The organism is Breoghania sp. (assembly GCF_963674635.1).
Classification (GTDB): Bacteria; Pseudomonadota; Alphaproteobacteria; order Rhizobiales; family Stappiaceae; genus Breoghania.
Genome location: NZ_OY771475.1, coordinates 1,852,644 through 1,873,174, shown reverse-complemented (window position 1 = coordinate 1,873,174; position 20,531 = coordinate 1,852,644). Strand labels below are relative to the sequence as shown.

The following is a 20,531-nucleotide window of genomic DNA, read 5'->3' as shown; positions in this document are numbered from 1 at the left end:
CATGAGAGACCCGACCGACCACGCGCCAGGCCCCGATCTTCCCCTTGAGGAACACACAGAGGATCCGCCTGCGCGGTTTCATGTGCTGAGCGACCACGAAAAAGGCCGCCAAGGTGGCAAGGTGATCGATCTCGTCGCCGTGCACGTCGTGCGTCGCAAGGAACCGGAAGAAAGACCGCAACAGAGGGAAACGGCTGAGCGCGCGCCGGACGGTGAGATCACAGGCTCATCCGGCTCCGACCGCCGACCGTCCTGCGACGGCGATAGCCGCCGTTACCCGCGCCGCGCCACGCGTCTGCGCATTGGCAAGGTGGCGGATGTGGGGGAGCGTTTTCTGGCCGAATGCGCCATTCGTGACGTCTCCCAGGGAGGCGCGAAACTGATCGTCTCGGCGAAGGTGGATCTGCCGCATGTCGTCATCCTCCATGACGAGGTGGAAGACGCGATCATCCCGGCAAGAATTTGCTGGCGGCGGGGCGATGAAACCGGCGTCAGCTTCGACGTGCCCGCCGCGAAGGTGAGGGGGCTGAAACCCGATCGCCTGCGCGCAAGGCTGCGCAAGCTCTATGAAATGGATGACTGAGGCGGGCTAAGCGGGCCTGGCGTCGGGAGTGCCGGTTTGTCTCGCCGGTCCACCCGACTAGCGGTGTTCAGCTTGCGTCTTCAGGGATGGGCCCATCGATGAGCGGCCAGTCGACGAGATAGTTTTCGTACTCCTCAAGCGCCATGCCATCTTCGGAAATGGTGCGCCCGCGCACCGAGATGCCGGCTTCGTGCACCGTGTCGGGCGAACCGGAAATGAGCGGATGCCACCAGTAGAGATCGTGCCCGTCGGCCACCAGCCGGTAGGCGCAGGTCGGCGGCAGCCATGTCAGGGTGCGCACTTCCGCAGGCGTGAGCTGGACGCAGTCGGGAACCGTCTGATGACGGGTCTCATAGTCCCGGCAGCGGCATGTCTGGCCATCCAGCAAGGTGCAGGCGATGCTGGTCCACTCGATCTGGCCGGTGTCCCAATCTTCCAGCTTGTTCAGGCAGCACCGACCGCATCCGTCGCACAGGGATTCCCATTCCGCAGGCGTCAGCGCCTCCAGGCTCTTGGTGCGCCAAAACGGATCGGCTTGAGGGTCGGTCGAGGTCATGGACTGCATTTCTTTCGATTGACGCGAGAGGTGACTTGCGGTTGTCTCGCGAAGCGATATGGAAGGTGCGTTTGGAGCGGCCTGTATCGCGTCGGCATCAGCTGTGAAATGATCGCCTCTTCACGAGCCTTTTAACATCTTTGCGTATTCCGGAGGCACCCCGGCACGTCCTATACTGGCGCGAGCCGGATATTGGAACGCATCTTCGCCGACAATGTGGTCGCACATGACATGGGCCACATGCGATGCGCCTCAAGATCGGGATGGCCGGGACCGGCGGTGGGGGCCGCTTGGACGCCGGATCGGAATTCGGGGCGAGATTCGGGGCGAGAGGGGTTAAGGCGGGAAGATGGCGGGATTCCGCCCCCTGCCGCAACCTGAAAGACGGGAACCGGAAGCGTTGAGCGACAACGAGACCGATCATGAAGGCCAGCCGAAAGGCGACGGGCCCGGCAAGCTGCAAGCTGAAGCCGCGCCTTCGTCGAAGGGCGAGACGAGCCAGCCGCAGGACAGCGGTGATTCCCCCGATGCCCCGGCGAAAGCGCCGGTCGGGCTTGGTCGGCGTATTTCCAACCGGCTGCTGGCTGCCGATGCGTGGATCGATTCCACGGGCTGGCGCGTCGGGCGCGCGCTCGCGCGCGGCATCGAGAGCTATTCGGTCTGGCTGCGTCGGTTCCGCGTTCGCGGTTTCAGCCGCCTCGCCAACGAACTGGCCTGCGATGCCCTGACCTTCGGCCTTGCCGGGTCGATCCTGATGCTGGCGCTGGCGTTGCCCGCCTTCCAGGCAACGCGCAAGGCGGATTGGCGAACCACAAACGATTTTGCCGTCACCTTTCTCGATCGCTATGGCAACGAGATTGGACGGCGCGGGATTCTCTTGAACAATTCCGTGCCGCTGGAAGAACTGCCGGACTATCTGGTCAAGGCCACGCTGGCGACCGAGGATCGGCGCTTCTTCTATCATTTCGGCATCGACGTGCTGGGCACCTTGCGTGCGCTCGTCGCCAACCTGCGCGCCAACGGCGTGGTGGAAGGCGGTTCGTCGATCACCCAGCAGCTTGCCAAGAACCTGTTCCTGTCCAACGAGCGCACACTCGACCGCAAGATCAAGGAGGCCTTCCTCTCGCTGTGGCTTGAGGTGAACCTGTCCAAGCGCGAGATCCTGAAACTCTATCTCGACCGCGCCTATATGGGGGGCGGCACCTTCGGCGTGGGGGCGGCGGCGGAATTCTATTTCGGCAAGTCCGTGCGCGACGTGACGCTGGCGGAGGCCGCGATGCTGTCGGGTCTCTACAAGGCGCCGACCAAATACGCCCCGCATATCAACCTGCCCGCCGCGCGCCTTCGCGCCAATGAGGTTCTCACCAACATGGTGCAGGCCGGCTTCATGACGGAAGGCCAGGTCATCGGTGCAAGGCGCAACCCGGCCACCGCCGTGGACCGCTCCAAGGACGAGAGCCCGGACAACTTCCTCGACTGGGCCTATGACGAGGTGAAGCGGCTGGCGCATGGCAATGACCGCATTCTGACGGTTCGCACGACGCTTGATCCCGCTCTTCAGGCGCAGGCGGACCGCTCCGTCACCTCAACGCTTCGTCAATACGGACAGGAGCGGCGCGTGGGGCAGGGGGCGCTTGTCTCCGTGACCCCCGACGGCGCGGTGCGCGCCATGGTCGGTGGGCATGATTATGGCGCAAGCCAGTTCAACCGCGCGGTGGACGCGCTGCGTCAGCCCGGCTCTTCCTTCAAGGTCTTCGTCTATATGGCCGCCTTCCTGAACGGTTATTCGCCGAATTCCATCGTGCCCGATGCCCCGATCTCGATCGGCGGCTGGAGCCCGCGCAACTATGGCCGCTCGTATCGCGGGTCGGTCACGCTGAAGACCGCGCTCACCCACTCCATCAACACCGTCCCGGTGCGGTTGGCGCAGGCCATCGGCCGCGACAAGATCGTCGATGCCGCCTACAAGATGGGCATCCGCTCCGAACTCAAGATCAGCCGCGCATTGCCGCTTGGCGTGGCGGAAGTCACCGTTTTGGACATGGCGGGCGCCTATGCCACCTTGGCCAATGGCGGCTACAAGGCGACGCCCTATGGTGTGCTGGAGATCAAGAATTCCGAAGGGAAGACCATCTGGTCCCATGATCGCAATGCCCCGCCACCCGAGCGCATTCTTCCGCGCGACAAGGTGGAGGAGATGAACGAGGTTCTGCACAATGTGGTGCAGGCGGGCACGGGACGGCGCGCCCAGATCGATGGCGTGGTGTCCGCCGGCAAGACCGGCACGACGCAGGCCTATCGCGATGCCTGGTTCGTCGGTTACACGGGCAACTATTGCACCGCCGTGTGGTTGGGCAATGACAACTACACCCCCACGGTCCGCGTGACCGGCGGTAATCTGCCCGCCATGACCTGGCAGACCTACATGCGTTATGCGCAGGCAGGCGTTGAACAGCGCCCGCTGCCCGGCGTCAACGAAAACCCGGCCGATGCGCGTGTCGCCGAAGCCGCCAACGGGGAGGACGGCCAGCCCTTCGGAGCAAATCCGCGCCTCCTCACCAAGGAAGGCACCGAGGTCCTGCGGCGTATCCAGAGCCTCTTCCGCGATGTCACGCCGCTTCCGCCGCCGGGGCAACGTCACGCCTTCTCCCATCCGGTTCGCGATGTCGGCCCGGGCAGGCTGTCCGCAGCGCCGGTCACGACCGGTTCGATCTCCGGCGAGGTGAATTGACGTCATGGCCCTTGCCGACAATCCGCAAAAACCGTCCCGCAAACTGAGCGGGGCCCTTGCGCATGCCCGCAGGTTGGGGGGGCGGAGGCCGAATAGCGGAAAGCCGCGGTCTTCGCCGCGCGATGCCTGGCGTATCGATGAGCTTCCCAAGCGCCCGCCCATCCAGTTCTTCCTGCCCAATCTGATGCTGGCCGTCATGGTCGCCCTGGTGGCGGGCATCGGCTCGGCCTATCTGGCGGTCGATCGCGGACGCCTCTTCGGCGAGGTGCAGCTTGGCGAATGGATCGCCTATCCGACCGCGGGCACACCGGATGCGGACCCCTATTCCGCGGCCACCACCGCCCGCACGGGGCAGGTGCCGCTTGGAAGCGGCGAAGGCCTGGCCTTTTTCGCCGACCGCGACAATGCGGGCGACCGCCTGACGGCGGGGTGCGACTATCGGCTTTCCGGCCAGACGCCGCCTGCGCGCATGTGGACGCTGACCGCCATCAATAGCAGGGGCGCCTTGCTGGAAACCGATGCGGGCCGCGTCGCCCTCGACAGTCGCGAGATCCTGCGCAAGCCCAACGGCGATTTCGATATCGAGGTCTCGACTAAGGCGCGCCCCGGCAACTGGCTGCCGGTCGCCGGGTCCGATGCGATGACGCTCGTGCTCCGCCTCTATGACACCCCGCTCACCACCGGTGCGGGGCTTCAGGAAATTTCCATGCCCGCGGTCCTCAAGGAGCAGTGCCGATGATCCGCACCGCGCTCTGGCTGCTCGGCGGGCTTTTGCTGGGCGGCGTCATTCACATCATCGCGGTCATTCTCGTGCCGGATTTCACCACCGAAGATGCCTGGGCGCGTCTTGAGAAATTCGGCCCCGAAGCCCGCTTCAACGTGCTGCCTGCCGTCAAGCCGGGCTCCGAACCGCTGCCCATGCTCGATCCGACCATGGCCCATGCGGTGTGCCGCTTCTCGCTTGCCGACGGACCGGTGCGCCTCGATGCGACGCTGCCCGAAACGTTCTGGTCGTTCTCGCTGTTCAATCGGCGCGGCGAAACCACCTATTCCTTTAATGACCGCACGTCCGGTGAAGGCAAGCTGGCGATGCTGGTGCTCACCTCCTCGCAGCTGGCGATCCTGCGCGAGAACCCGCCGGCCGATCTGGAAAGCCTGATCGTGATCGAGACCGACGACGAACACGCCTTTGCCATGCTCAGGGCGTTCGTGCCCGATCCGCGCGAATTGGAAACGATCGACGAAGCCCTCGGCCGGGCGATCTGTGAGCATCTGAAGGTCTAGAGCGCCGTTCCTTCACGAAACGTCTTGTGAAGGAGAGGGCAGGCTCAGGGCTGGCGCGTCGGTGGGGGGCGGCTCAGTCTTGCGCCAGATCGAGGAAATGCCGCCCGTCGCGGTCCTCGATGTCGAGCACCCAGAAATCCGGGTCCATGCGGGCTTCGCGCTCGAATTTCTCCTGAACGTCCAGCGCGCTCATGCCGCGTCCGATACATTCGAAGCGCCGCTCGCCGCTTGTTTCCTCATCGAAAAAGCTCTGCGGTGCGGGGCCATAGAGGTCGATGGTGCCGTCAAGACGGTCCACACGCACGAAGATTGCCCCCGCTTCCGGCGAGCCCTTGCGGACAACGGCTGCGAAAGCCCCTTCGAGGAAGACGCGCCGCGTATGGGCGGAAACCCAGAATTCGGAAGTGACGCGCGCCACGGCGGAGACCCGTCAGGCCGCAGCGAGTGCGGCTTCCGCATCGCGGCGGATGCGGTTGACCATCGATGTCAGGCCATTGGAACGCTGCGGCGTCAGATGTTCGCGCAGGCCCATCTGCGCAAATCCGGCCTCCACATCGAGGTCGAGGATTTCCTGCGCCGTCTTGCCGGACACCATCGCCAGCAAAATGGCGACAAGCCCGCGCACGATGAATGCGTCGCTGTCACCGAGATAGGTGAGGCGCATAGTGCCGTCCGCGTCCTTTTCCACAGAACTGACCAGCCAAACCTGCGAGACGCAGCCCTGAACCTTGTTGGCTTCCGTGCAGGCGTCGGCGGGGAGGTTGGGCATTTCCCGTCCCAGTTCGATCACATAGCGATAGCGGTCTTCCCAGTCGTCCAGGAACTCGAAATTGTCGATGATGTCGTCGATTTTCGTCATGCCGCAGCCGCGCCTTCCTGTGTTCGCCGGTGAAACTCGGGCCCAATCTTCGCTGGGGCGGAGGCAACCGGCGACGTCTCGTTCCTCCGACATATCGCCTCGCGCGCGGCGTGGCAAACATCCACCGCTTCTTTCGTCACGCGCGCGCAAAAAAAAACGCCGCAAGGGGAAGGGCATTCACCCCCTGCGACGTTGACAGGAGAAACCTGCCTCAGTTGATGTCCGTCATCGTTGGCCCGGTGCCTTCAGGAGGGCTCCGGCGACGACGGCCACGTGTATATTCAGGTCAGGGGCCTCGTTTGCAGCGAGGCGCGCAGGGCTTGTCGGCCCTGCAAGGAGAACGGATCAGACAGTCGGCTTTCCCTGCGGCAGCGGCGGGGTCTTGATCGGGGCGCGCACCCGGCTGGCATTGCCAGGCGTTGCTTCCGTACCGCTCGCCGCCGTCCAGGCCGGAGCCATGTCGCGCGCTGTGAGGGTGCCGGTGTTGACCGGGGTGGCCGGATAGGCGCTCACCGTTTCCTCACCCGGCTTGATTGACCCGGTGGTGATGTGCGGGGCGGCTTCGGCAACCGTCGACGTGTCTTCGGAAGCCCCGCTGTCGGGTCCCAGATACTCATAGATCATGCGCGCGCCGGTGCGAGCCTTGGCGGAGAAGATCTCCAGCGCGGCGCTACCGGTTTCACAGGCCGTGCGGTTGCGCTCGCAAAAGCGGACCATGTCCGAATAGGTCTCTTGTGCGGCCCCGATGGCCTGGAACGTGGAAATGTGGGTCTGGTCCTCGTCCACCGTGGAGGCATCCGCGGGGATAAGCAGGATCACAAGTGACAGCCAGAACGCTGTGCGAAGAATGAAAAACATGACGCGAGCCCTTTGTTCAGTCTTGGCGGGAGCCGGCTCGTTCAGGCGGCTGGCTTCCCGGTATGACTGAAGGCTAGCAGTCGCTTCCCAAATAGGCGTTTCGTCCGCTGGCGCGTTTTTCGACAAATGCGAAGCGAATTGGAGACAAATTCGATTCAAATTTTAATCGAATTCGCGTGATCCGCAGAAACCCTGATGAAATGAGCATTTTCTTTATATTAACAGAGGGTTATGGGCCCCGTGCGTTAAGGGATTCGCAACCGAAAAAATCCCTTTTTTGTCTCTGCTGCATCCTTGCCCACGCAAAAAACGACACGTGCCTACCTGTTGCATAAGTACAAGGTCGCAATTGTCGGCTCTCGCTTTAGCGTTCCTTAAGTCGTTGCTGCCATCATTCCCGCAGACTCACGATGAGGGACGGTGCCCGCGTATCTGGCATCGGATTCAAGGCATTGCGTAGTATCGAGTTCATTGCCTCCGCAGGGCGCTTTCTGGACGGGCTGGTGCATCCGTGTGCCGCCTCCGATTCGCTCCTGCGCGGGAGGCACCGGGCCTTCATCGCCGCCAATCTGACGGCAGGTGCGCTGGCGCTCTTCGCGCTGCCGCTGCACCTGGCCTTTACTGGTGGCATCACTCTTCCCCAGGCGCTCGCCTTCGCGTGGCTGGCCGGCCAGATGCCGATCGCCATGTATTTGTCCGTGACCGGCAAGTTCGAAACCGCGCACGCGCTGTCGGCTGCCCTGTTCTCTTCTTTCATTGGCTGGATGGCCTTTGTGACCGGCGGACTTGATTCCGTCGCGCTCGTCTGGCTCGCAATCGTTCCGCTGGAAGCCGCGCTGTCGCGCTCGCGCAAGGTCATCATGCTGGCGACCATGGCCGCTGCCGGCGTCGTGGCGGCCCTCCTGATCGCCGCGCAGGCCGGGTTCGACGCCGGGCCCTTCGCAGCCAATTGGGGCGACGGGCAGGTCAAGTCCCTGGCGATCCTCTCCGGTCTCTTCTATGCGCTGCTCGTCGCGTTCCGTGTGGAATGGTCGGGCGCCGATGCCGATCAGGTCGCAAGCGAGCGTGAAGCGCGCTACCGGCTGGTGGCCGACAACCTTTCCGACGTGATCACGCTGCATTCCAGCCATGGCGACACACTCTTTTCCACGCCGTCCATCCGCAGCCTGCTGGATCTGTCCGTGCAGGAGGCGACCGGCGACGGCTTTTTCCAGCGCGTTCATGTGGCGGACCGCCCGGCCTTCCTGACCACGCTCAACGACGTGGCCGTGCACAAGAGCGCCAAGTCGCTTCAGTTCCGCGCCCGTCGTGGCCCGTCAAAGCCGGGTGAAAACGGCCAGCCGAGCTATGTCTGGCTGGAAATGCGCTGCCGCCCCATGGGCTATTGCGATATCAGCGACGGCGAGGCCGCGGTCGTGGCGGTGACGCGGGACATCACCCGCTACAAGGCCCATGAGGAGGAGCTGGAGGAAGCCCAGCAGCAGGCGGAGGCGGCCAGTGCCGCCAAGACCCGGTTCCTGGCCAATGTCAGCCACGAACTGCGCACCCCGCTCAACGCGATCATCGGCTTTTCCGATATCCTGCGCCAGTTCACGCCCGAGCAGCTTCCCCCGGAACGCCAGCGCGAATACGTCGACCTCATTCATGATTCCGGTCACCATCTGCTTCAGGTGGTGAACGAGATCCTCGACATGTCCAAGATCGAGACCGGCAATTTCGATCTCTGCATCGAACCCTTTGTGCCCGGACGCTGCATCGGCGAATGTGTGGACATGATGCGCCAGCAGGCAGCGAGCCGAGGCGTGCAGCTTGTGTTTGATATGCCGGAGAACCTTCCGGAGCTGAACGGCGACCGCCGCGCCTGCAAGCAGATCTTCATCAACCTGCTTTCCAACGCCATCAAGTTCACCAAGCTGGGCGGGGCCGTCACCGTGGCCGCCAAGCAGGACGGCGAATGGATCGATGTGCGGGTGCGCGACACTGGCGTCGGCATCGCCGCCGACGATCTGGCCCGCCTCGGCACGCCGTTCCTCCAGATCGATTCCGGCTATGACCGTCGCCATGAAGGCACGGGACTGGGCCTTTCGGTGGTCAAGGGGCTGGTTGCGCTGCATGGCGGCGAGGTGATTTTCGAAAGCACCGTCGGCGTCGGCACCTGCGTGACCGTGCGGTTGCCCGCCTTCATGTCCACGCCCGACCGGAAGACGGATCTGCCCAGTGACGTGGTTGAACCGATCGCCGTGAAAGCCGCGCCCAGCGCCAAGCCGATGGTGGCGTGATGCGGCGCGAACCCGGATTCAAGAACAGCAGGCCGCGCGCCAGCGCATCCAACGGGCGCGGACAGGCGTCCAACGCCGGGGCGGGAACCGCAGTCCTGCGGATGACGGGTGTCGCACTCGACAATCCCGTGGCGGCCGGGGGCACCCTCGTGATGCTCCTGACGTCCTGCCTGATCGTGGCGAATGCGCTTTCCTTCCAGCCCGGCAAGCATCCCGCGCCTCTCTTCTCCACCCGGGCCGCGGCTGTCGCGGAGACGGTGCAGCCGTCGCGCCCGCAGCCGAGCGAGCTGGTGACGGACCTGCAGAGCTCCCTGAAGCGGATCGGCTTCTATTCCGGTCCTGTTGACGGACTGAACGGACCGCGCACGGAAGAGGCGATCCGCGCCTATGAACGCGCCTCCGGCCTTGCCGTGACCGGCCGCCCGAGCCACGCCTTGCGCGCGCGGCTCATTCTCGAAGATGTGGCCTTGCCGCGGGCCGCCCCCACGCCCCCCTCCAGTCCGTCGACGTCCAGCCGGTCAACCGTGCCGGTACCTGTGCCTCCGGCGGAAGTCGGCTCCGCATCGTCGCCGACCGGGTCGATCGGCAACGCGATGCCGCGCGAGACCGTGCGCTCCGCCCAGAGCCTGCTTTCCCGGCTCGGCTACGGCCCGGTGACGGTTGACGGTCTTATGGGAGGCGAGACGGCCAGCGCGGTTCGCCGGTTCCAGTTGGACCGCGGCATGAGCCTCGACGGGCAGCTTGGCGACGATGTGCTGGCGGCGCTGGAAAAAGTGTCCGGCCAGACGATCCCGCGATAACACGCCCATGCAAAGCGGGCTCGCGATATGAACCGCGAGCCCTCGATTTTGCGAGCCTTGCGCCCTTTACCAGGTCAGGGTCCGGCTGTTGTCCTCAAACAGCGCGGCGCCGGTGATGTCCGGGGCCCCGAGCTTCAGACCCTCCAGAAGATCTTCCTTGTTGACCCCATAGTGCTTCATGCACATCGGGCAGACGATGACAGTGGCCCCGGCCTCCAGCAATCCGGCGATCGCCGCCTGCTGGCCCGAGAACTTCTCACTGTTGGCTTTCGAGGCGGCGAGAACCGCCTTGTCGTTCATGAACACCGTCAGCTTGTGGCCGCGCTCGTGCTGTTTGCCACCGAAGGTCAACGCCATGTTGATGCGGTGACCGTCGTCCGACGTGAGGTTGATGAAGAGAGGGTCGCTATCGCCTGCGAAGGCGACGGACACAGGGCTTATGGCCAAGGGAGCCATCAGCAGGCCGGTGATCAGGGCGAGGGCGACGAGGATCGATTTCGTACGAGACATGGACTATTCCTCCACAATGGAAAATTCAGGCGTTTTCAGTCGGTTTTCCATTGGTGAAGGGTGGTGGGCCGCGGGCGAGGAATGAGGCGCTGGTGGGCCGCTCGCAGAGGCATTGCGGAGGCAGGACAAAGGGCAAATCCTGCTGGATGTGCGCGACCGCGATCACTTGCGGCGCATCGGCTATCCCCATCGCAAGCCGATTGATCAGGGCGAACGGACAATCCCGCTTGCCCTCATTCGGACTGCCATTGTCCAAAGGGGCGAACGGGTCCGATGCGTGACAGATGACGAAGCCGGGGAGAATTCCGTCCTGCGTGGGGACGTCGGGCATATAGCCCGCCGGTATGCTCGATCGCAGGGCGAGAGCGAGAAAGACATGCGCCAGCACGAAAGCCGAGAGTAGCTTGCGTAGAGGAGATATGGGGCTTTCGAAGCGCCGCAAACGCGCATTCCCTCAGTTCAGGCACCGGAACATATTGTCGTATATTCCAATAGTTATTGCCTTTAGGGAAGCGCTTTTATCCTTCGAATTCCGCATTCCCTTTTCCGTTTCGAAACCCTGCACGTTTGCTCTGGAAGCGGCGTCGCCGACGTTGTTGGCCAAAGGCCTGACGAGCAGTGGGGGACTGGCGCGTGGTCAGACATTCTTCCCGTCGCTTTCTTTCGTGCATTGGTCGGCGCCGGGCGCATCCATGCGGGGCCTGTAGCCGTCCTCGCCCCAATGGCGCGTGGTCGCCGTTTCCGGCCCTTGCGCGGTGCCTGAGAGCCCGTAGTGACGGGCAAGGCCCGACAGGGCGAGCCGGAGAACGAGCTTGCCGGAGCGGGCGGGCCAGCCATGCTTGCGCTCCACCCCCTCCAGACCCTGCAACTCGCAACAAACGTCGACGAGAACCCCCGACAGCTCCGGCCCGACCGCGGCAAGCGCCCTGCGCACCCGATCGCGAGCATCAAGGGCCGCATCATTGAGATCGGCAAGCCCGCCGCGCGCGCCAGAACGCCTGGTGCGTCCGCCGCCCGCTGCGCTCCAATCCGCCGTTACCCGCGCAACGAGCCCGGCGCGGGTGTAATCCGCGCGCAGCCGCTCTCCTGCGCGGACCTGCGCCGCATCGAGCCATGGCCTGCCATCGGCCCGCTTGCGCCTGGCGAGCCAGGCAAGCGGGCTTTCGCTGAGATCGACCTGAACCCGCAGGGGCTCTCCCGCGCGTCATCGGTCAAGGTCCGCGGCTCCGTCTCCCGGTGCTGGTCGGCAAAACCGTCTCCACACGACAAGGCCCGGCGCAGCCATGCGCGCCCCTGTGCGCTCACCGCGACGCGGTCCGAACCCCGCGTTTCAAGCTGTCCTTGCGCCAGCAGTTGGCGATACTGGGCAAGCGGCACCTGCAATGTCCTGGCAGCCACTACATTGGCACCCGCTCTATTGGCGCGAGCGCAATCGGTGCGGGTCAGGTGGACGTCATCGCCCTCGATCCGCACCAAGGCCTCGTGCCCGCACAGGGCTTTCACAAGCTTCAGGCATCGACGGGTGGCAAGGCTGCTCCCGCCGCCCGCGCTGTCCCCGCCGTCCTGGGCGCGGGAACCACCACGCGCGCTCAATTCATCGTCTCCCAGCGGCCCGCAGCCGCGTCGCGGCAGGCGCAGGCGGCCGCTTCAATGGCGGCAAGCATGTCGTCAAAGGCGGGGTCGTCGCGTCGGTCCTCCACCATGCGGCAGGCATGCCCCGCGGTGGTGCGGTCGCGCCCGAACAGGCGGCCGACCTCCGTCAGCGAATAGCCAAAGCTGACATGGGCGACATACATGGCCACCTGCCGCGCGAAGGCGACTGGAGCGCGCGAGCGCGTCGGAGCGCGAAGCGCATCCGGCGTGATCCCGAAAATGGCCGCCACTGTGACCTGAATGAGGTGGCAATTCTCGGCGCTCTCGATCATGACGCCCGGCGAGCGTGCCCGCGAAACATGCGGAAGCGAAGCATCGAAATGTCCAGTAATCATGGAACCCCTCCGTCTTTGAAAAACACGTTTGGCAATAAAAGTGCCTGTAGGAATTGATGCCTACATACTGTTAAAATGCCTGAGGGTTGGTGGGGATAAGTTTCCTGCCTTGGTTAATCCGGGATTGTTGGGGATCCGCCGGTATTCCGCGCCATTGCGCCGTCTGGGCGAGGGGGGGGCGCCTGGTCTTTCAGGCCTCGCCCCCGCAGTCTCTGATCGGGGATGGAAGGCATGGTCCGCGCCTTGCCAGGTACTTATTCCCGCTCTGTGGAACGGCGTCATGCTCGTGACGGTGTTTCGCAGACAGGAAGGCGGCAGGTGTCATGCAGGACGAGCAGAATGAACGGCAAGGGCAGGGCAGGGCGGGGGACGAGGACGGGAGCGCTGCGTGCGCGGCTGCGCTTCGCCAACGCATCTTGCGGCGATTGACGGGACGGGAGCCGGAAGAGGGCGAGGCTGGTCGCAAGGCCCTTGTTGCGCGACTGGCGCGTGCATTGAGGGGTGAGCGCCGGCGCGGCAGGGCCGGACACTGGAGCTACGATCTCAACCGCCATATCGCCCTGTTGCAGGCCTATCGGGCCGAATGCGACGGGTTGCGGGCTCTTCGCGGGACCACGCGGCCCAGCAAGGCAGGCGATCATTCACCGTCCGATCCTCGGCCCGGCTCGCTGCGCGCAACGCCGACGCGGACGGGAAAGGACAACGCACGGGAAGAGGGCCCGACATGATGGCGCGCCATGCAGGGCAACCGGAACCTGGGCTGGTTTCTCATCCACGGGGCAGAAAAAGAAAAACCGCGGCGCAATGCACCGCGGTTTTCAAATTATGCCTGGCGAGCTTTGCCGGTCTCTGGCGAGGGCGCCGTGCCGACGGTTGGGGGAGGCGAACCTCCCGGCGTCGTGGCGCTCTCTCGCGCGAGGGAACCGCGCTGCTTACTTGCCGCGGCGACGCTGCTGGCCCAGACCCATCTTCTTGGCAAGGTCGGAGCGGGCGGCGGCGTAGTTCGGAGCAACCATCGGGTAGTCGGACGGCAGGCCCCACTTCTCGCGGTATTCTTCGGGGGTCATGTCGTAATGGGTGCGCAGGTGACGCTTCAGCGACTTGAACTGCTTTCCGTCTTCCAGGCAGATGATGTAGTCCGGCGTCACCGACTTCTTGATCGGCACGGCAGGCTTCAGCGGCTCCGGCTCCGGCTCGGTGACAGCACCGCTGGTCTTCTGCAGAGCGCCGTAGACCTCGTTGATCAACTGAGGAAGATCCGTCGCGGGAACGGTATTGTTGCTCACATATGCGGAGACGATATCAGCGGTGAGGTCGATAAGGTTATCGTCGGCTACATTTTCAGTCATCGTTCACCCGTTTTTTGTCTGGCTAGTCATTGTGTCGGACGGGATACCCAAGGCAGACATCCGGCTTCGTCACCGTCCGGAGAAACCGACTTGGGTGTTTACTGACCTCGAAGTCGATTCCGATCTCTCTATAATTCGTCGCCAGTCTATATACATTGCATCCGTCAATAACAACAGAAAATAATTCGATGACATGGCGGAGATCGAACAAATAGCCGCGAAGTGCATGCGTTCGCTGCTAGGGCTAAACCAGCGGTTACATTTGCCAATAAAATGCATGAATATGCCCTACCGTAAACCGTCGCGGTGCCCCACGTTGCGTGGCGGTAGGCCATTAGGCATGAATCGGGACAGAAAAAAGGCCACCGCGAATCGCGGCGGCCAAATAAAAGCCGGTAAGTCCGTAGTGGGATTCGTGAGTGGGAAAAACTGACGAAGCCCGCTCGAATACTACTGTTTCTTGCCGTCCTGCGCGTCTGCGAGGGCGTCGCGAACGGTCATGTCGCAGGGCTTGTAACCCACGATATAGGCCGCGCGCGCCAGAAGGTGCGCGGAGACCGGTGCCGTCAGCAGAAAGAAGCAGACACCGGCGATCGCGCGGGTGGCCACGTCCATCTCGCCCGCGTGCAGGGCCAGCGCCAGAAGCAACAGGCCGGACCCCAGGGTGCCCGCCTTGCTGGCCGCATGCATGCGCATGTAGACGTCCTTGAAACGCAGCAGGCCCAACGCTGCGCTCAGCGCGAAGAGCGATCCGATAACGAGCGCTATGCCGACGATGATGGACGTCATGACTTTGTCTCCTCGGGCGTGGCAGGCGCCTCCACATGCTCTGCGACAGGCTGTGTGGACTGGATGGTCCGTTGGGTCTCCGCCGTGATCGAGGCATCCCCCGCGAGGCCGCGGTTGAGCACGAAACGGGCAAAGGCCACGGTCGCCAGAAATCCGACAAGGCCCAGGGCGATCGCGATGTCGATATAGAGGTAGTAGTCGGTTTTCACGCCGATGACGGCGATGAAGCCAATGCCCACGGTCACCAGCATGTCGAGCGCGACGAACCTGTCGGGCAGGGTCGGGCCGGTGACAATCCGGTAGACGGTCAGCAGGAACGACAGCGACAAGACCGCAAGCGCGATATCGACGCAGATTTCGAGGAAAAACTCAGGTCCGGTCATCTGAACGCCTCCAGGATCTTGCGTTCGAACCCGTTGCGGATTTCTTCGATCGTCGCCTCCGGATCCGGCACGTCGATGCAGTGGACATAAAGGACTGCGCGGTCCCTCGACACATCAACCGACAGTGTGCCGGGCGTCAGCGTGACCATGTTGGCGAGCAGCGTGATCTCGAAATCCCGGTCCACCGTCAGCGGATAGGCGATGATGCCGGGCTTCAGGTTGGAGATGTCGGGTGTCAGGACCATGCGGGCGACGCGCCAGGCGGACAGGACGAGTTCGTAGACAAACAGGCCCGCAAGGCTGAGCACGCGTCCCGCGCGCTTGAAGTAACCGCCCGATCCGATCTGTTCGCGAATGGTATAGAGCAGGGCGGACGCCAGCACGAAGCCGAAGACCAGATTGACGAATTCGAACGATCCCGACATGGCGCCCCAGGCGAGCGCCATCAGGATGTTGACGAGGAAGATACCGATCATAGCGGGCCTCCCGTGGTGCCAAAGACCGCCCCGATATAGTTGACCGGATCAAGCAGCCCGGAGGCTCCGGCCTCGGCGATCTCGACGATATGGTTGGGGGCGAGGCCGATGAACAGCGACAGGCCGGTCAGCAGGCCGAGGGCGAGCCACATGGCGGTGTAGGCGGCTGAGACGTCGGGTTGATAGGCCTCGCCGCTTGCGGTGACCGCACGGGCGGTTCCGTCCGGTGTGCCTTCCGGGCCACCGCGCCAGAAGGCGAAGAGACCGATGCGGGCAACTGCGATGCAGGTCAGGAAGCCGGTGAACAGGATGGCCCCCGCCAGCCACGGCCAGCCGTCATGGATCGCGGCGTCCACCAGCACCACCTTGGCCCAGAAGCCGGAAGTGGGCGGCAGGCCGCACAAGGACACCGCGAGGATGAAATAGGACAGCGCCAGAAGCGGGCTCTTGGCATAAAGGCCGCCCAGTTCGCGAAGCTGGAACGTGTGGCTCATGCGCGAGGCCATGCCGACCACGAAGTAGAGACCGGTCATCACGATGATGGAGTGGATCGCGTAGAGGATCGTGCCCGTCAGCGCCAGTTGCGATGCGATCGTGATGCCCGCCAGCATCGAACCGATGCCGGAAATCACCAGATAGCCCAGCGCGCGGCGCAGGTCGGAATGGGCAATGCCACCCAGCGCGCCGGTGATCATGGTCAGCACGGCCATCACCGCCAGCACGTCGGACAACATCTCCCGGTAGGCCGGCAGCAGCATCACCATCGTGCGCAGCAGCGCATAGACGCCGACCTTGGTCAGAAGCCCGGCAAAGACGCCCGCCACCGCGATGCGCGGGGTATGGTAGGACGCGGGAAGCCAGAAATTGACCGGGAAGGCCGCCGCCTTCATCGCGAAAGCGAGCAGGTAGAGCACCGAGACCGTGAGGATCGGGGCCTTGTCCGGCAGGTTCTCCACCGCACCGCGGATATCCGCCATGTTGAGCGTGCCGACGAGACCGTAGAGATAGCCCGTGGCGATCAGGAACAGGGTGGTGGCGATCAGGTTCAGGATGCCGTATTTCACCGCGCCATCGAGCTGCGCCTTGTCATTGCCAAGGATCAGCAGGCCGAAGGACGAGATCAGCAGCACCTCGAACCAGACATACATGTTGAAGATGTCGCCGGTGAGGAAGGTGCCGGAAACGCCCGTCATCAACAGCATCAGGAACGGATAGAAACCGTAGCGCCTTGAAATGGCGTCACTGTCGCCGACACCGTAGAGCGCGGTGGCGAAGGCGACGACGGAGGCGATCAGCGCCAGCATCGCACCGGTGGGATCCACCGTGAAGGCGATGCCATAGGGCGGCAGCCACTGGCCCATCACCATGTTGATGACGCCCTGATCCATGACCCGCCCGAGCAGGCTGAAGTTGGACAGGACCAGCAAGGCGAGCGTGGCAATGGCGATGCGCGGCTGAATATGGGTCTTCTTGCGTGTCAGCAGACACACGACGCCGCCCAGGATCGTGATGATGGTGGGAGCCACGACCAGCCAGTCGCCAAGCGGGACCGCGGTCGTCACCATCGCGTGGGAAACGTCGGCAGAGTGTTCGATAACCGCCATTGTCTCAGTACCCCATCGGCGGCTGGATTTCGCCCACCGGCTCCGCGACGCGCATTTCGTTGGCGTCGTCGGTGCCCAGTTCCTGATAGGCGCGGAAGGCCAGCACCAGCAGGAAGGCGAAGAAAGAGAAGGAAATGACGATCGCGGTCAGGATCAGCGCCTGAGGCAGCGGATTGGCCGTGGCCTCGACCGGAACGAGCGAGCTGTTGGGGATCACCGGCGGGACTTCCCGTGTCAGGCGTCCGGCCGTGAAGATCAGCAGGTTGACCGCATTGCCCAGCAGGGACACGCCCAGCAGGATGCGGATCAGCTGCCGCGACAGCATCAGATAGGTGCTGGCAGCGAAAAAGAAGCCGATCAGGATCGAGAAGGATGCTTCCATCAGTCGTCCTCCCTTTCTTCAAGGGCGAGGGCGATCGAAGTGATGGCGCCAACAACGACGAAATACACTCCGATGTCGAAGATCATGACGGTCGACAGGGCGAGATCCACACCGAAGATTTCAGGATAGATCCAGTGGGCCTTCAGGAACGCGACGCCGGTCAGCATGGATGGCAGGCCGGAGAGGCAGGACAGCAAGAGGCCGAAAGCCGAAATGCTCATCGGATGGAAGCGGATCGCGCGGCGAACCGGCTGGACGCCGCATGCGATGCCGTAGATCGCCAGGGCGGAGACGGCGATCAGACCGCCGATGAAGCCGCCGCCCGGCTCGTTGTGCCCGCGAAGGAGCACGAAGATGGAGAACAGGATCATCAACGCGGTGAGGAACGGCGCAATGGTCCGGAATATGATGGTGTTCATCGTGCTGCCTCCTCGTTGACCGGTTCCGACACGGCTTGCAACGGCCCGCCGGTGGATACTTCCTCCGGCTTTTTGGGTCCGCGTGCACGGACCCGTATGAGCGCCAGAATGGCGAGGCCCGTCACCATCACCACGCCGATTTCTCCCAGCGTATCAATGCCGCGGAAGTCGACGATGATGACGTTCACGATGTTGCGGCCATGGGCGATAACGCGGGCATTGGCGGAGAAGAACTCAGACAGGCGCGCGTCGAAGGGAACCTGCGTCACGGCCATAAGCAACAGGCCGAAGCCGAGGCCCACCGCGCCAGCGATGACCATGTGCGGCACGGTCTCGCGGAAGGGGCGGTTGTCCTTCGCGGTCAGGTTCAGGCGGGTCATGACCAGCGCCAGGATGACGACTGACAGCGTTTCCACCATGAACTGGGTGAAGGACAGGTCGGGTGCGCCGAACAGCATGTAGATGACGGCGACCGCGAAGCCCTGAATTCCCAGCGAGACGATGGCGATGAGGCGCGTGCGAGCCGCCAGGACGGAGATGATGCCGATCACCACCAGAGTGAGCACCAGCCATTCATAGAATGTGAAGCCAGGCATGCCGGGGAAGGACGGCAGCTCGCCGAAGGCGATCATCGGAACCAGCAGGGCCGCGGCCACAATGATGAAGACCGCGCTCATGTAGGTCTGCATCCGGCCGGGCTGCGCATAGGTGGTCACCTTGCCCGCGATGGTCACGATCAGCGTGATCACCTGGTCGAACCCGCGATCCGGGCCCCAGCCGATCGCCGTGACGATCCGGTCGACCAGTGCGCGTGCCGTTTCCAGGCGCCAGTAGAGCAAGGCGCCCAGCGTCATGGTGATCAGCGACAGGAACAGAGGCGCGCCGATATGCGCCGGGATCAGGTGGAAATCGCCCTGATTGGCCTCTCCGGAAACCGCGCCAGCCATCGGCCCGAGCAGGGCAGGACCGGTCCAGCCGACCGCAAGGGCCGCCAGAAGGCCGAGAACCGCCAGCGTGAGCGGACCGAGCCAGAGAAGCACAGGCCCCTCATGGGCGTGCTTGGGCGTTTCGACCGGTGCGCCGAGGAACGGCTTGAAGGCGACGCCGAGCGCGGTCGCCATCATCAGAACGTTGCCGGTCACCGCCACAAGCGTGATCAGGCCGCTGACGGTCCAGGTGCCGTCATAGAGCACTTCCTTGGCCACGAAGCCGATGAAGGGCGGCAGGCCACTCATGGACAGCGCGGCGAGCACGGCGGCGGCGAAGGTGATGGGCATGGCCTTGCGCAGGCCGCCAAGCTTCGTCACGTCGCGCGTTCCCGCCTCATGGTCGATGCAACCGGCCATCATGAACAGCGAGCCCTTGAAGAGCGCGTGGGCGAAGAGATAGAGCACGGCGCCTTCGATGGCGGCTTCGCTGCCCGTGCCCGTCAACATGACGAGCAACCCCAGTGAGGCGACCGTCGTATAGGCCAGCATCAGCTTCAGGTCTGTCTGGCGAATGGCGAGGATCGTACCCACGAGCAGCGTCACACCGCCGAAGGCCGGCAGGATGGTCTCCCACGCCATGGTATCGCCCATGACAGGGTTGAGGCGCATCAACAGGTAGACGCCGGCTTTCACCATGGTCGCGGAATGCAGGAACGCGGAGACCGGGGTCGGCGCTTCCATCGCGTTGGGAAGCCAGAAGTGGAAGGGGAACTGCGCCGACTTTGTGAAGGCACCGCCCAGGATCATGATCAGGATGGGGGTATACAGCGCGCTGTTGCGCAGCGTGTCGCCGGTTGTCAGCACATCGGAAAGTTCGCCCTGCCCAGTGGCGCTGATGATCATCAGAACGCCTGCCAGCAGGGCCAGACCGCCGCCGCCGGTCACCACCAGGGCCTGCATTGCCGCGCGCCGGGAAGCCTTGCGCAGGTGATCGAAACCGATCAGCAGGAACGACGTGATGGAGGTCAGTTCCCAGAAAATGAACAGCGTGATCATGTTGTTCGCGGTGACGACACCGAGCATGGAGCCCATGAACAGCATCAGGAAGGAAATGAACCTTCCCTGATGCGCATGGCCCTTCATGTAGCCGCCCGCATACAGAATGATCAGCGTACCAATGCCTGAGATGATCATCGCGAAGAGAACACTCAGGCCATCGAGATAGAAGGTGAAATTCACGCCGTAGGCCGGAACCCAGGAGAAGCCTTCCGTGAAGGTCTCTCCACTGGAAACCGCACCGACATAACGGCAGAAATGCAGAAAGATGATCGCCGGCACAACGGCCAGAACCCAGGCTGCATTATGTTTGAGCTTGCGCACCACCGCGGGTGCGAACAGGGCGGTGGCAAACGGTGCAAGCACCGCCACGACCGTATCATCAACCCCAAATAGCGCCATTCCCGTCCCTTGGCCCGTTTCATCCGGGCCTGTCACACAGGGGCCTCACACAGGACCCGACACATGGATCCGTTTCGTGGATCCGTTGACGCGGCCCCTTCTGGGACCGGCATATGAACCCGTCAAACGGGCCCTCACTGATGCTCCGTCATTTGGAGCGGTCACATGGGCGTCAGCATGACCCGATGTGCAGGTCCGCAATGTGCCCGTTTCTTCACGGAGACTTCTTCGGCAGTAATGCGATTCCCAGTGGAATCCTTTGGCACTACTGGCGTTTGCGAGGATAGTCACCGT

Annotated in this window: 23 protein-coding genes; 7 read left to right on the top strand and 16 right to left on the bottom strand. The window is 63.6% G+C overall.

Going from position 1 to position 20,531, the window contains the following annotated elements; genetic code table 11:
- Position 1: 1 nt before the first annotated feature.
- Positions 2-583 carry a PilZ domain-containing protein gene (locus ABGM93_RS08285; RefSeq protein WP_321505220.1) on the top strand — a complete coding sequence of 194 codons (582 nt, stop codon included), beginning with the start codon at positions 2-4 and terminating at the stop codon, positions 581-583.
- Positions 584-650: 67 nt separating this feature from the next.
- Here ABGM93_RS08285 and ABGM93_RS08280 read toward each other — a convergent pair whose 3' ends face one another.
- Entirely contained in the window at positions 651-1,139 is a 489-nt protein-coding gene (locus ABGM93_RS08280) for a YcgN family cysteine cluster protein (protein WP_321505218.1), read from the bottom strand.
- Positions 1,140-1,737: 598 nt separating this feature from the next.
- On the opposite strand from ABGM93_RS08280, the gene ABGM93_RS08275 reads away from it, so the two are divergent.
- From ABGM93_RS08275 to ABGM93_RS08265, 3 genes are read left to right on the top strand one after another with little or no spacing between them, the layout of a single operon-like run.
- Positions 1,738-3,870: a PBP1A family penicillin-binding protein gene (locus tag ABGM93_RS08275; RefSeq protein WP_321505788.1), complete on the top strand. Its 2,133-nt coding sequence runs from the start codon at positions 1,738-1,740 to the stop codon at positions 3,868-3,870.
- Positions 3,871-3,874: 4 nt separating this feature from the next.
- Positions 3,875-4,609, top strand: a complete 735-nt coding sequence (locus ABGM93_RS08270) for a DUF1214 domain-containing protein (protein ID WP_321505215.1) — start codon at positions 3,875-3,877, stop codon at positions 4,607-4,609.
- Positions 4,606-5,154 carry a hypothetical protein gene (locus ABGM93_RS08265; protein ID WP_321505213.1) on the top strand — a complete coding sequence of 183 codons (549 nt, stop codon included), beginning with the start codon at positions 4,606-4,608 and terminating at the stop codon, positions 5,152-5,154. The genes ABGM93_RS08270 and ABGM93_RS08265 overlap by 4 nt, the downstream gene beginning before the upstream one ends.
- 73 nt (positions 5,155-5,227) lie before the next feature.
- Here ABGM93_RS08265 and ABGM93_RS08260 read toward each other — a convergent pair whose 3' ends face one another.
- The 3 genes from ABGM93_RS08260 to ABGM93_RS08250 all read right to left on the bottom strand — a co-directional run bounded on the left by ABGM93_RS08260 (position 5,228) and on the right by ABGM93_RS08250 (position 6,871).
- The gene (locus ABGM93_RS08260; protein WP_321505211.1) at positions 5,228-5,572 is read right to left on the bottom strand and encodes a DUF1491 family protein; all 345 of its coding nucleotides are present in this window, start codon (positions 5,570-5,572) and stop codon (positions 5,228-5,230) included.
- Between the two features lie 12 nt (positions 5,573-5,584).
- Positions 5,585-6,013 (bottom strand): SufE family protein, encoded by a 429-nt coding sequence (locus ABGM93_RS08255; protein WP_321505208.1) that lies wholly within the window; start codon positions 6,011-6,013, stop codon positions 5,585-5,587.
- Positions 6,014-6,358: 345 nt separating this feature from the next.
- Complete coding sequence (locus ABGM93_RS08250) at positions 6,359-6,871, bottom strand: DUF5330 domain-containing protein (protein ID WP_321505203.1); 513 nt, start codon at positions 6,869-6,871, stop codon at positions 6,359-6,361.
- Positions 6,872-7,281: 410 nt separating this feature from the next.
- On the opposite strand from ABGM93_RS08250, the gene ABGM93_RS08245 reads away from it, so the two are divergent.
- Both ABGM93_RS08245 and ABGM93_RS08240 read left to right on the top strand, forming a co-directional pair.
- A complete protein-coding gene (locus ABGM93_RS08245) occupies positions 7,282-9,150 on the top strand; it encodes a PAS domain-containing sensor histidine kinase (RefSeq protein ID WP_321505201.1) in 1,869 nt (622 codons plus the stop codon).
- Complete coding sequence (locus tag ABGM93_RS08240; RefSeq protein WP_321505199.1) at positions 9,150-9,950, top strand: peptidoglycan-binding domain-containing protein; 801 nt, start codon at positions 9,150-9,152, stop codon at positions 9,948-9,950. The genes ABGM93_RS08245 and ABGM93_RS08240 overlap by 1 nt, the downstream gene beginning before the upstream one ends.
- 66 nt (positions 9,951-10,016) lie before the next feature.
- Here the strand turns inward: ABGM93_RS08240 and ABGM93_RS08235 are convergent, their stop codons facing one another.
- From ABGM93_RS08235 to ABGM93_RS08220, 4 genes are all read right to left on the bottom strand, one after another.
- A complete protein-coding gene (locus ABGM93_RS08235) occupies positions 10,017-10,460 on the bottom strand; it encodes a DsrE family protein (RefSeq protein WP_321505197.1) in 444 nt (147 codons plus the stop codon).
- A gap of 25 nt (positions 10,461-10,485) precedes the next feature.
- The gene (locus tag ABGM93_RS08230; RefSeq protein ID WP_321505194.1) at positions 10,486-10,902 is read right to left on the bottom strand and encodes a hypothetical protein; all 417 of its coding nucleotides are present in this window, start codon (positions 10,900-10,902) and stop codon (positions 10,486-10,488) included.
- Positions 10,903-11,097: 195 nt separating this feature from the next.
- Entirely contained in the window at positions 11,098-11,649 is a 552-nt protein-coding gene (locus ABGM93_RS08225) for a DUF6456 domain-containing protein (protein WP_321505786.1), read from the bottom strand.
- A 400-nt stretch (positions 11,650-12,049) separates the two neighbouring features.
- Positions 12,050-12,448: a helix-turn-helix domain-containing protein gene (locus ABGM93_RS08220; RefSeq protein ID WP_321505192.1), complete on the bottom strand. Its 399-nt coding sequence runs from the start codon at positions 12,446-12,448 to the stop codon at positions 12,050-12,052.
- Between the two features lie 323 nt (positions 12,449-12,771).
- Between ABGM93_RS08220 and ABGM93_RS08215 the strand changes: the two genes are divergently transcribed.
- The gene (locus ABGM93_RS08215; RefSeq protein WP_321506016.1) at positions 12,772-13,176 is read left to right on the top strand and encodes a hypothetical protein; all 405 of its coding nucleotides are present in this window, start codon (positions 12,772-12,774) and stop codon (positions 13,174-13,176) included.
- A 204-nt stretch (positions 13,177-13,380) separates the two neighbouring features.
- Here the strand turns inward: ABGM93_RS08215 and ABGM93_RS08210 are convergent, their stop codons facing one another.
- From ABGM93_RS08210 to ABGM93_RS08175, 8 genes are all read right to left on the bottom strand, one after another.
- Positions 13,381-13,797, bottom strand: a complete 417-nt coding sequence (locus tag ABGM93_RS08210; protein ID WP_321505190.1) for a MucR family transcriptional regulator — start codon at positions 13,795-13,797, stop codon at positions 13,381-13,383.
- Positions 13,798-14,247: 450 nt separating this feature from the next.
- Complete coding sequence (gene mnhG / locus ABGM93_RS08205; protein WP_321505188.1) at positions 14,248-14,586, bottom strand: monovalent cation/H(+) antiporter subunit G; 339 nt, start codon at positions 14,584-14,586, stop codon at positions 14,248-14,250.
- A complete protein-coding gene (locus ABGM93_RS08200; RefSeq protein WP_321505186.1) occupies positions 14,583-14,969 on the bottom strand; it encodes a cation:proton antiporter in 387 nt (128 codons plus the stop codon). The genes mnhG and ABGM93_RS08200 overlap by 4 nt, the downstream gene beginning before the upstream one ends.
- Positions 14,966-15,445, bottom strand: a complete 480-nt coding sequence (locus tag ABGM93_RS08195) for a Na+/H+ antiporter subunit E (protein WP_321505184.1) — start codon at positions 15,443-15,445, stop codon at positions 14,966-14,968. Before ABGM93_RS08195 ends, ABGM93_RS08200 begins: the two co-directional genes overlap by 4 nt.
- Entirely contained in the window at positions 15,442-17,049 is a 1,608-nt protein-coding gene (locus ABGM93_RS08190; RefSeq protein ID WP_321505182.1) for a Na+/H+ antiporter subunit D, read from the bottom strand. Before ABGM93_RS08190 ends, ABGM93_RS08195 begins: the two co-directional genes overlap by 4 nt.
- A gap of 4 nt (positions 17,050-17,053) precedes the next feature.
- Positions 17,054-17,431: a Na+/H+ antiporter subunit C gene (locus ABGM93_RS08185; protein WP_321505180.1), complete on the bottom strand. Its 378-nt coding sequence runs from the start codon at positions 17,429-17,431 to the stop codon at positions 17,054-17,056.
- Positions 17,431-17,850, bottom strand: coding sequence for a Na+/H+ antiporter subunit B (locus ABGM93_RS08180; protein WP_321505178.1), 420 nt, complete (start codon positions 17,848-17,850; stop codon positions 17,431-17,433). The genes ABGM93_RS08185 and ABGM93_RS08180 overlap by 1 nt, the downstream gene beginning before the upstream one ends.
- Complete coding sequence (locus ABGM93_RS08175; RefSeq protein WP_321505176.1) at positions 17,847-20,237, bottom strand: putative monovalent cation/H+ antiporter subunit A; 2,391 nt, start codon at positions 20,235-20,237, stop codon at positions 17,847-17,849. The genes ABGM93_RS08180 and ABGM93_RS08175 overlap by 4 nt, the downstream gene beginning before the upstream one ends.
- Between the last annotated feature and the right edge of the window lie 294 nt (positions 20,238-20,531).

Bases quoted from the DNA above. Each gene is read 5' to 3' on its own strand.
- ABGM93_RS08175 (WP_321505176.1), bottom strand. From the start codon at position 20,237: ATGGCGCTATTTGGGGTTGATGATACGGTCGTGGCGGTGCTTGCACCG.
- ABGM93_RS08210 (WP_321505190.1), bottom strand. From the start codon at position 13,797: ATGACTGAAAATGTAGCCGACGATAACCTTATCGACCTCACCGCTGAT.
- ABGM93_RS08220 (WP_321505192.1), bottom strand. From the start codon at position 12,448: ATGATTACTGGACATTTCGATGCTTCGCTTCCGCATGTTTCGCGGGCA.
- ABGM93_RS08195 (WP_321505184.1), bottom strand. From the start codon at position 15,445: ATGATCGGTATCTTCCTCGTCAACATCCTGATGGCGCTCGCCTGGGGC.
- ABGM93_RS08215 (WP_321506016.1), top strand. From the start codon at position 12,772: ATGCAGGACGAGCAGAATGAACGGCAAGGGCAGGGCAGGGCGGGGGAC.
- ABGM93_RS08240 (WP_321505199.1), top strand. From the start codon at position 9,150: ATGCGGCGCGAACCCGGATTCAAGAACAGCAGGCCGCGCGCCAGCGCA.
- ABGM93_RS08285 (WP_321505220.1), top strand. From the start codon at position 2: ATGAGAGACCCGACCGACCACGCGCCAGGCCCCGATCTTCCCCTTGAG.
- ABGM93_RS08270 (WP_321505215.1), top strand. From the start codon at position 3,875: ATGGCCCTTGCCGACAATCCGCAAAAACCGTCCCGCAAACTGAGCGGG.
- ABGM93_RS08190 (WP_321505182.1), bottom strand. From the start codon at position 17,049: ATGGCGGTTATCGAACACTCTGCCGACGTTTCCCACGCGATGGTGACG.
- ABGM93_RS08235 (WP_321505197.1), bottom strand. From the start codon at position 10,460: ATGTCTCGTACGAAATCGATCCTCGTCGCCCTCGCCCTGATCACCGGC.
- ABGM93_RS08245 (WP_321505201.1), top strand. From the start codon at position 7,282: ATGAGGGACGGTGCCCGCGTATCTGGCATCGGATTCAAGGCATTGCGT.
- ABGM93_RS08185 (WP_321505180.1), bottom strand. From the start codon at position 17,431: ATGGAAGCATCCTTCTCGATCCTGATCGGCTTCTTTTTCGCTGCCAGC.
- ABGM93_RS08280 (WP_321505218.1), bottom strand. From the start codon at position 1,139: ATGACCTCGACCGACCCTCAAGCCGATCCGTTTTGGCGCACCAAGAGC.
- ABGM93_RS08180 (WP_321505178.1), bottom strand. From the start codon at position 17,850: ATGAACACCATCATATTCCGGACCATTGCGCCGTTCCTCACCGCGTTG.
- ABGM93_RS08265 (WP_321505213.1), top strand. From the start codon at position 4,606: ATGATCCGCACCGCGCTCTGGCTGCTCGGCGGGCTTTTGCTGGGCGGC.
- ABGM93_RS08255 (WP_321505208.1), bottom strand. From the start codon at position 6,013: ATGACGAAAATCGACGACATCATCGACAATTTCGAGTTCCTGGACGAC.
- ABGM93_RS08200 (WP_321505186.1), bottom strand. From the start codon at position 14,969: ATGACCGGACCTGAGTTTTTCCTCGAAATCTGCGTCGATATCGCGCTT.
- ABGM93_RS08250 (WP_321505203.1), bottom strand. From the start codon at position 6,871: ATGTTTTTCATTCTTCGCACAGCGTTCTGGCTGTCACTTGTGATCCTG.
- mnhG (WP_321505188.1), bottom strand. From the start codon at position 14,586: ATGACGTCCATCATCGTCGGCATAGCGCTCGTTATCGGATCGCTCTTC.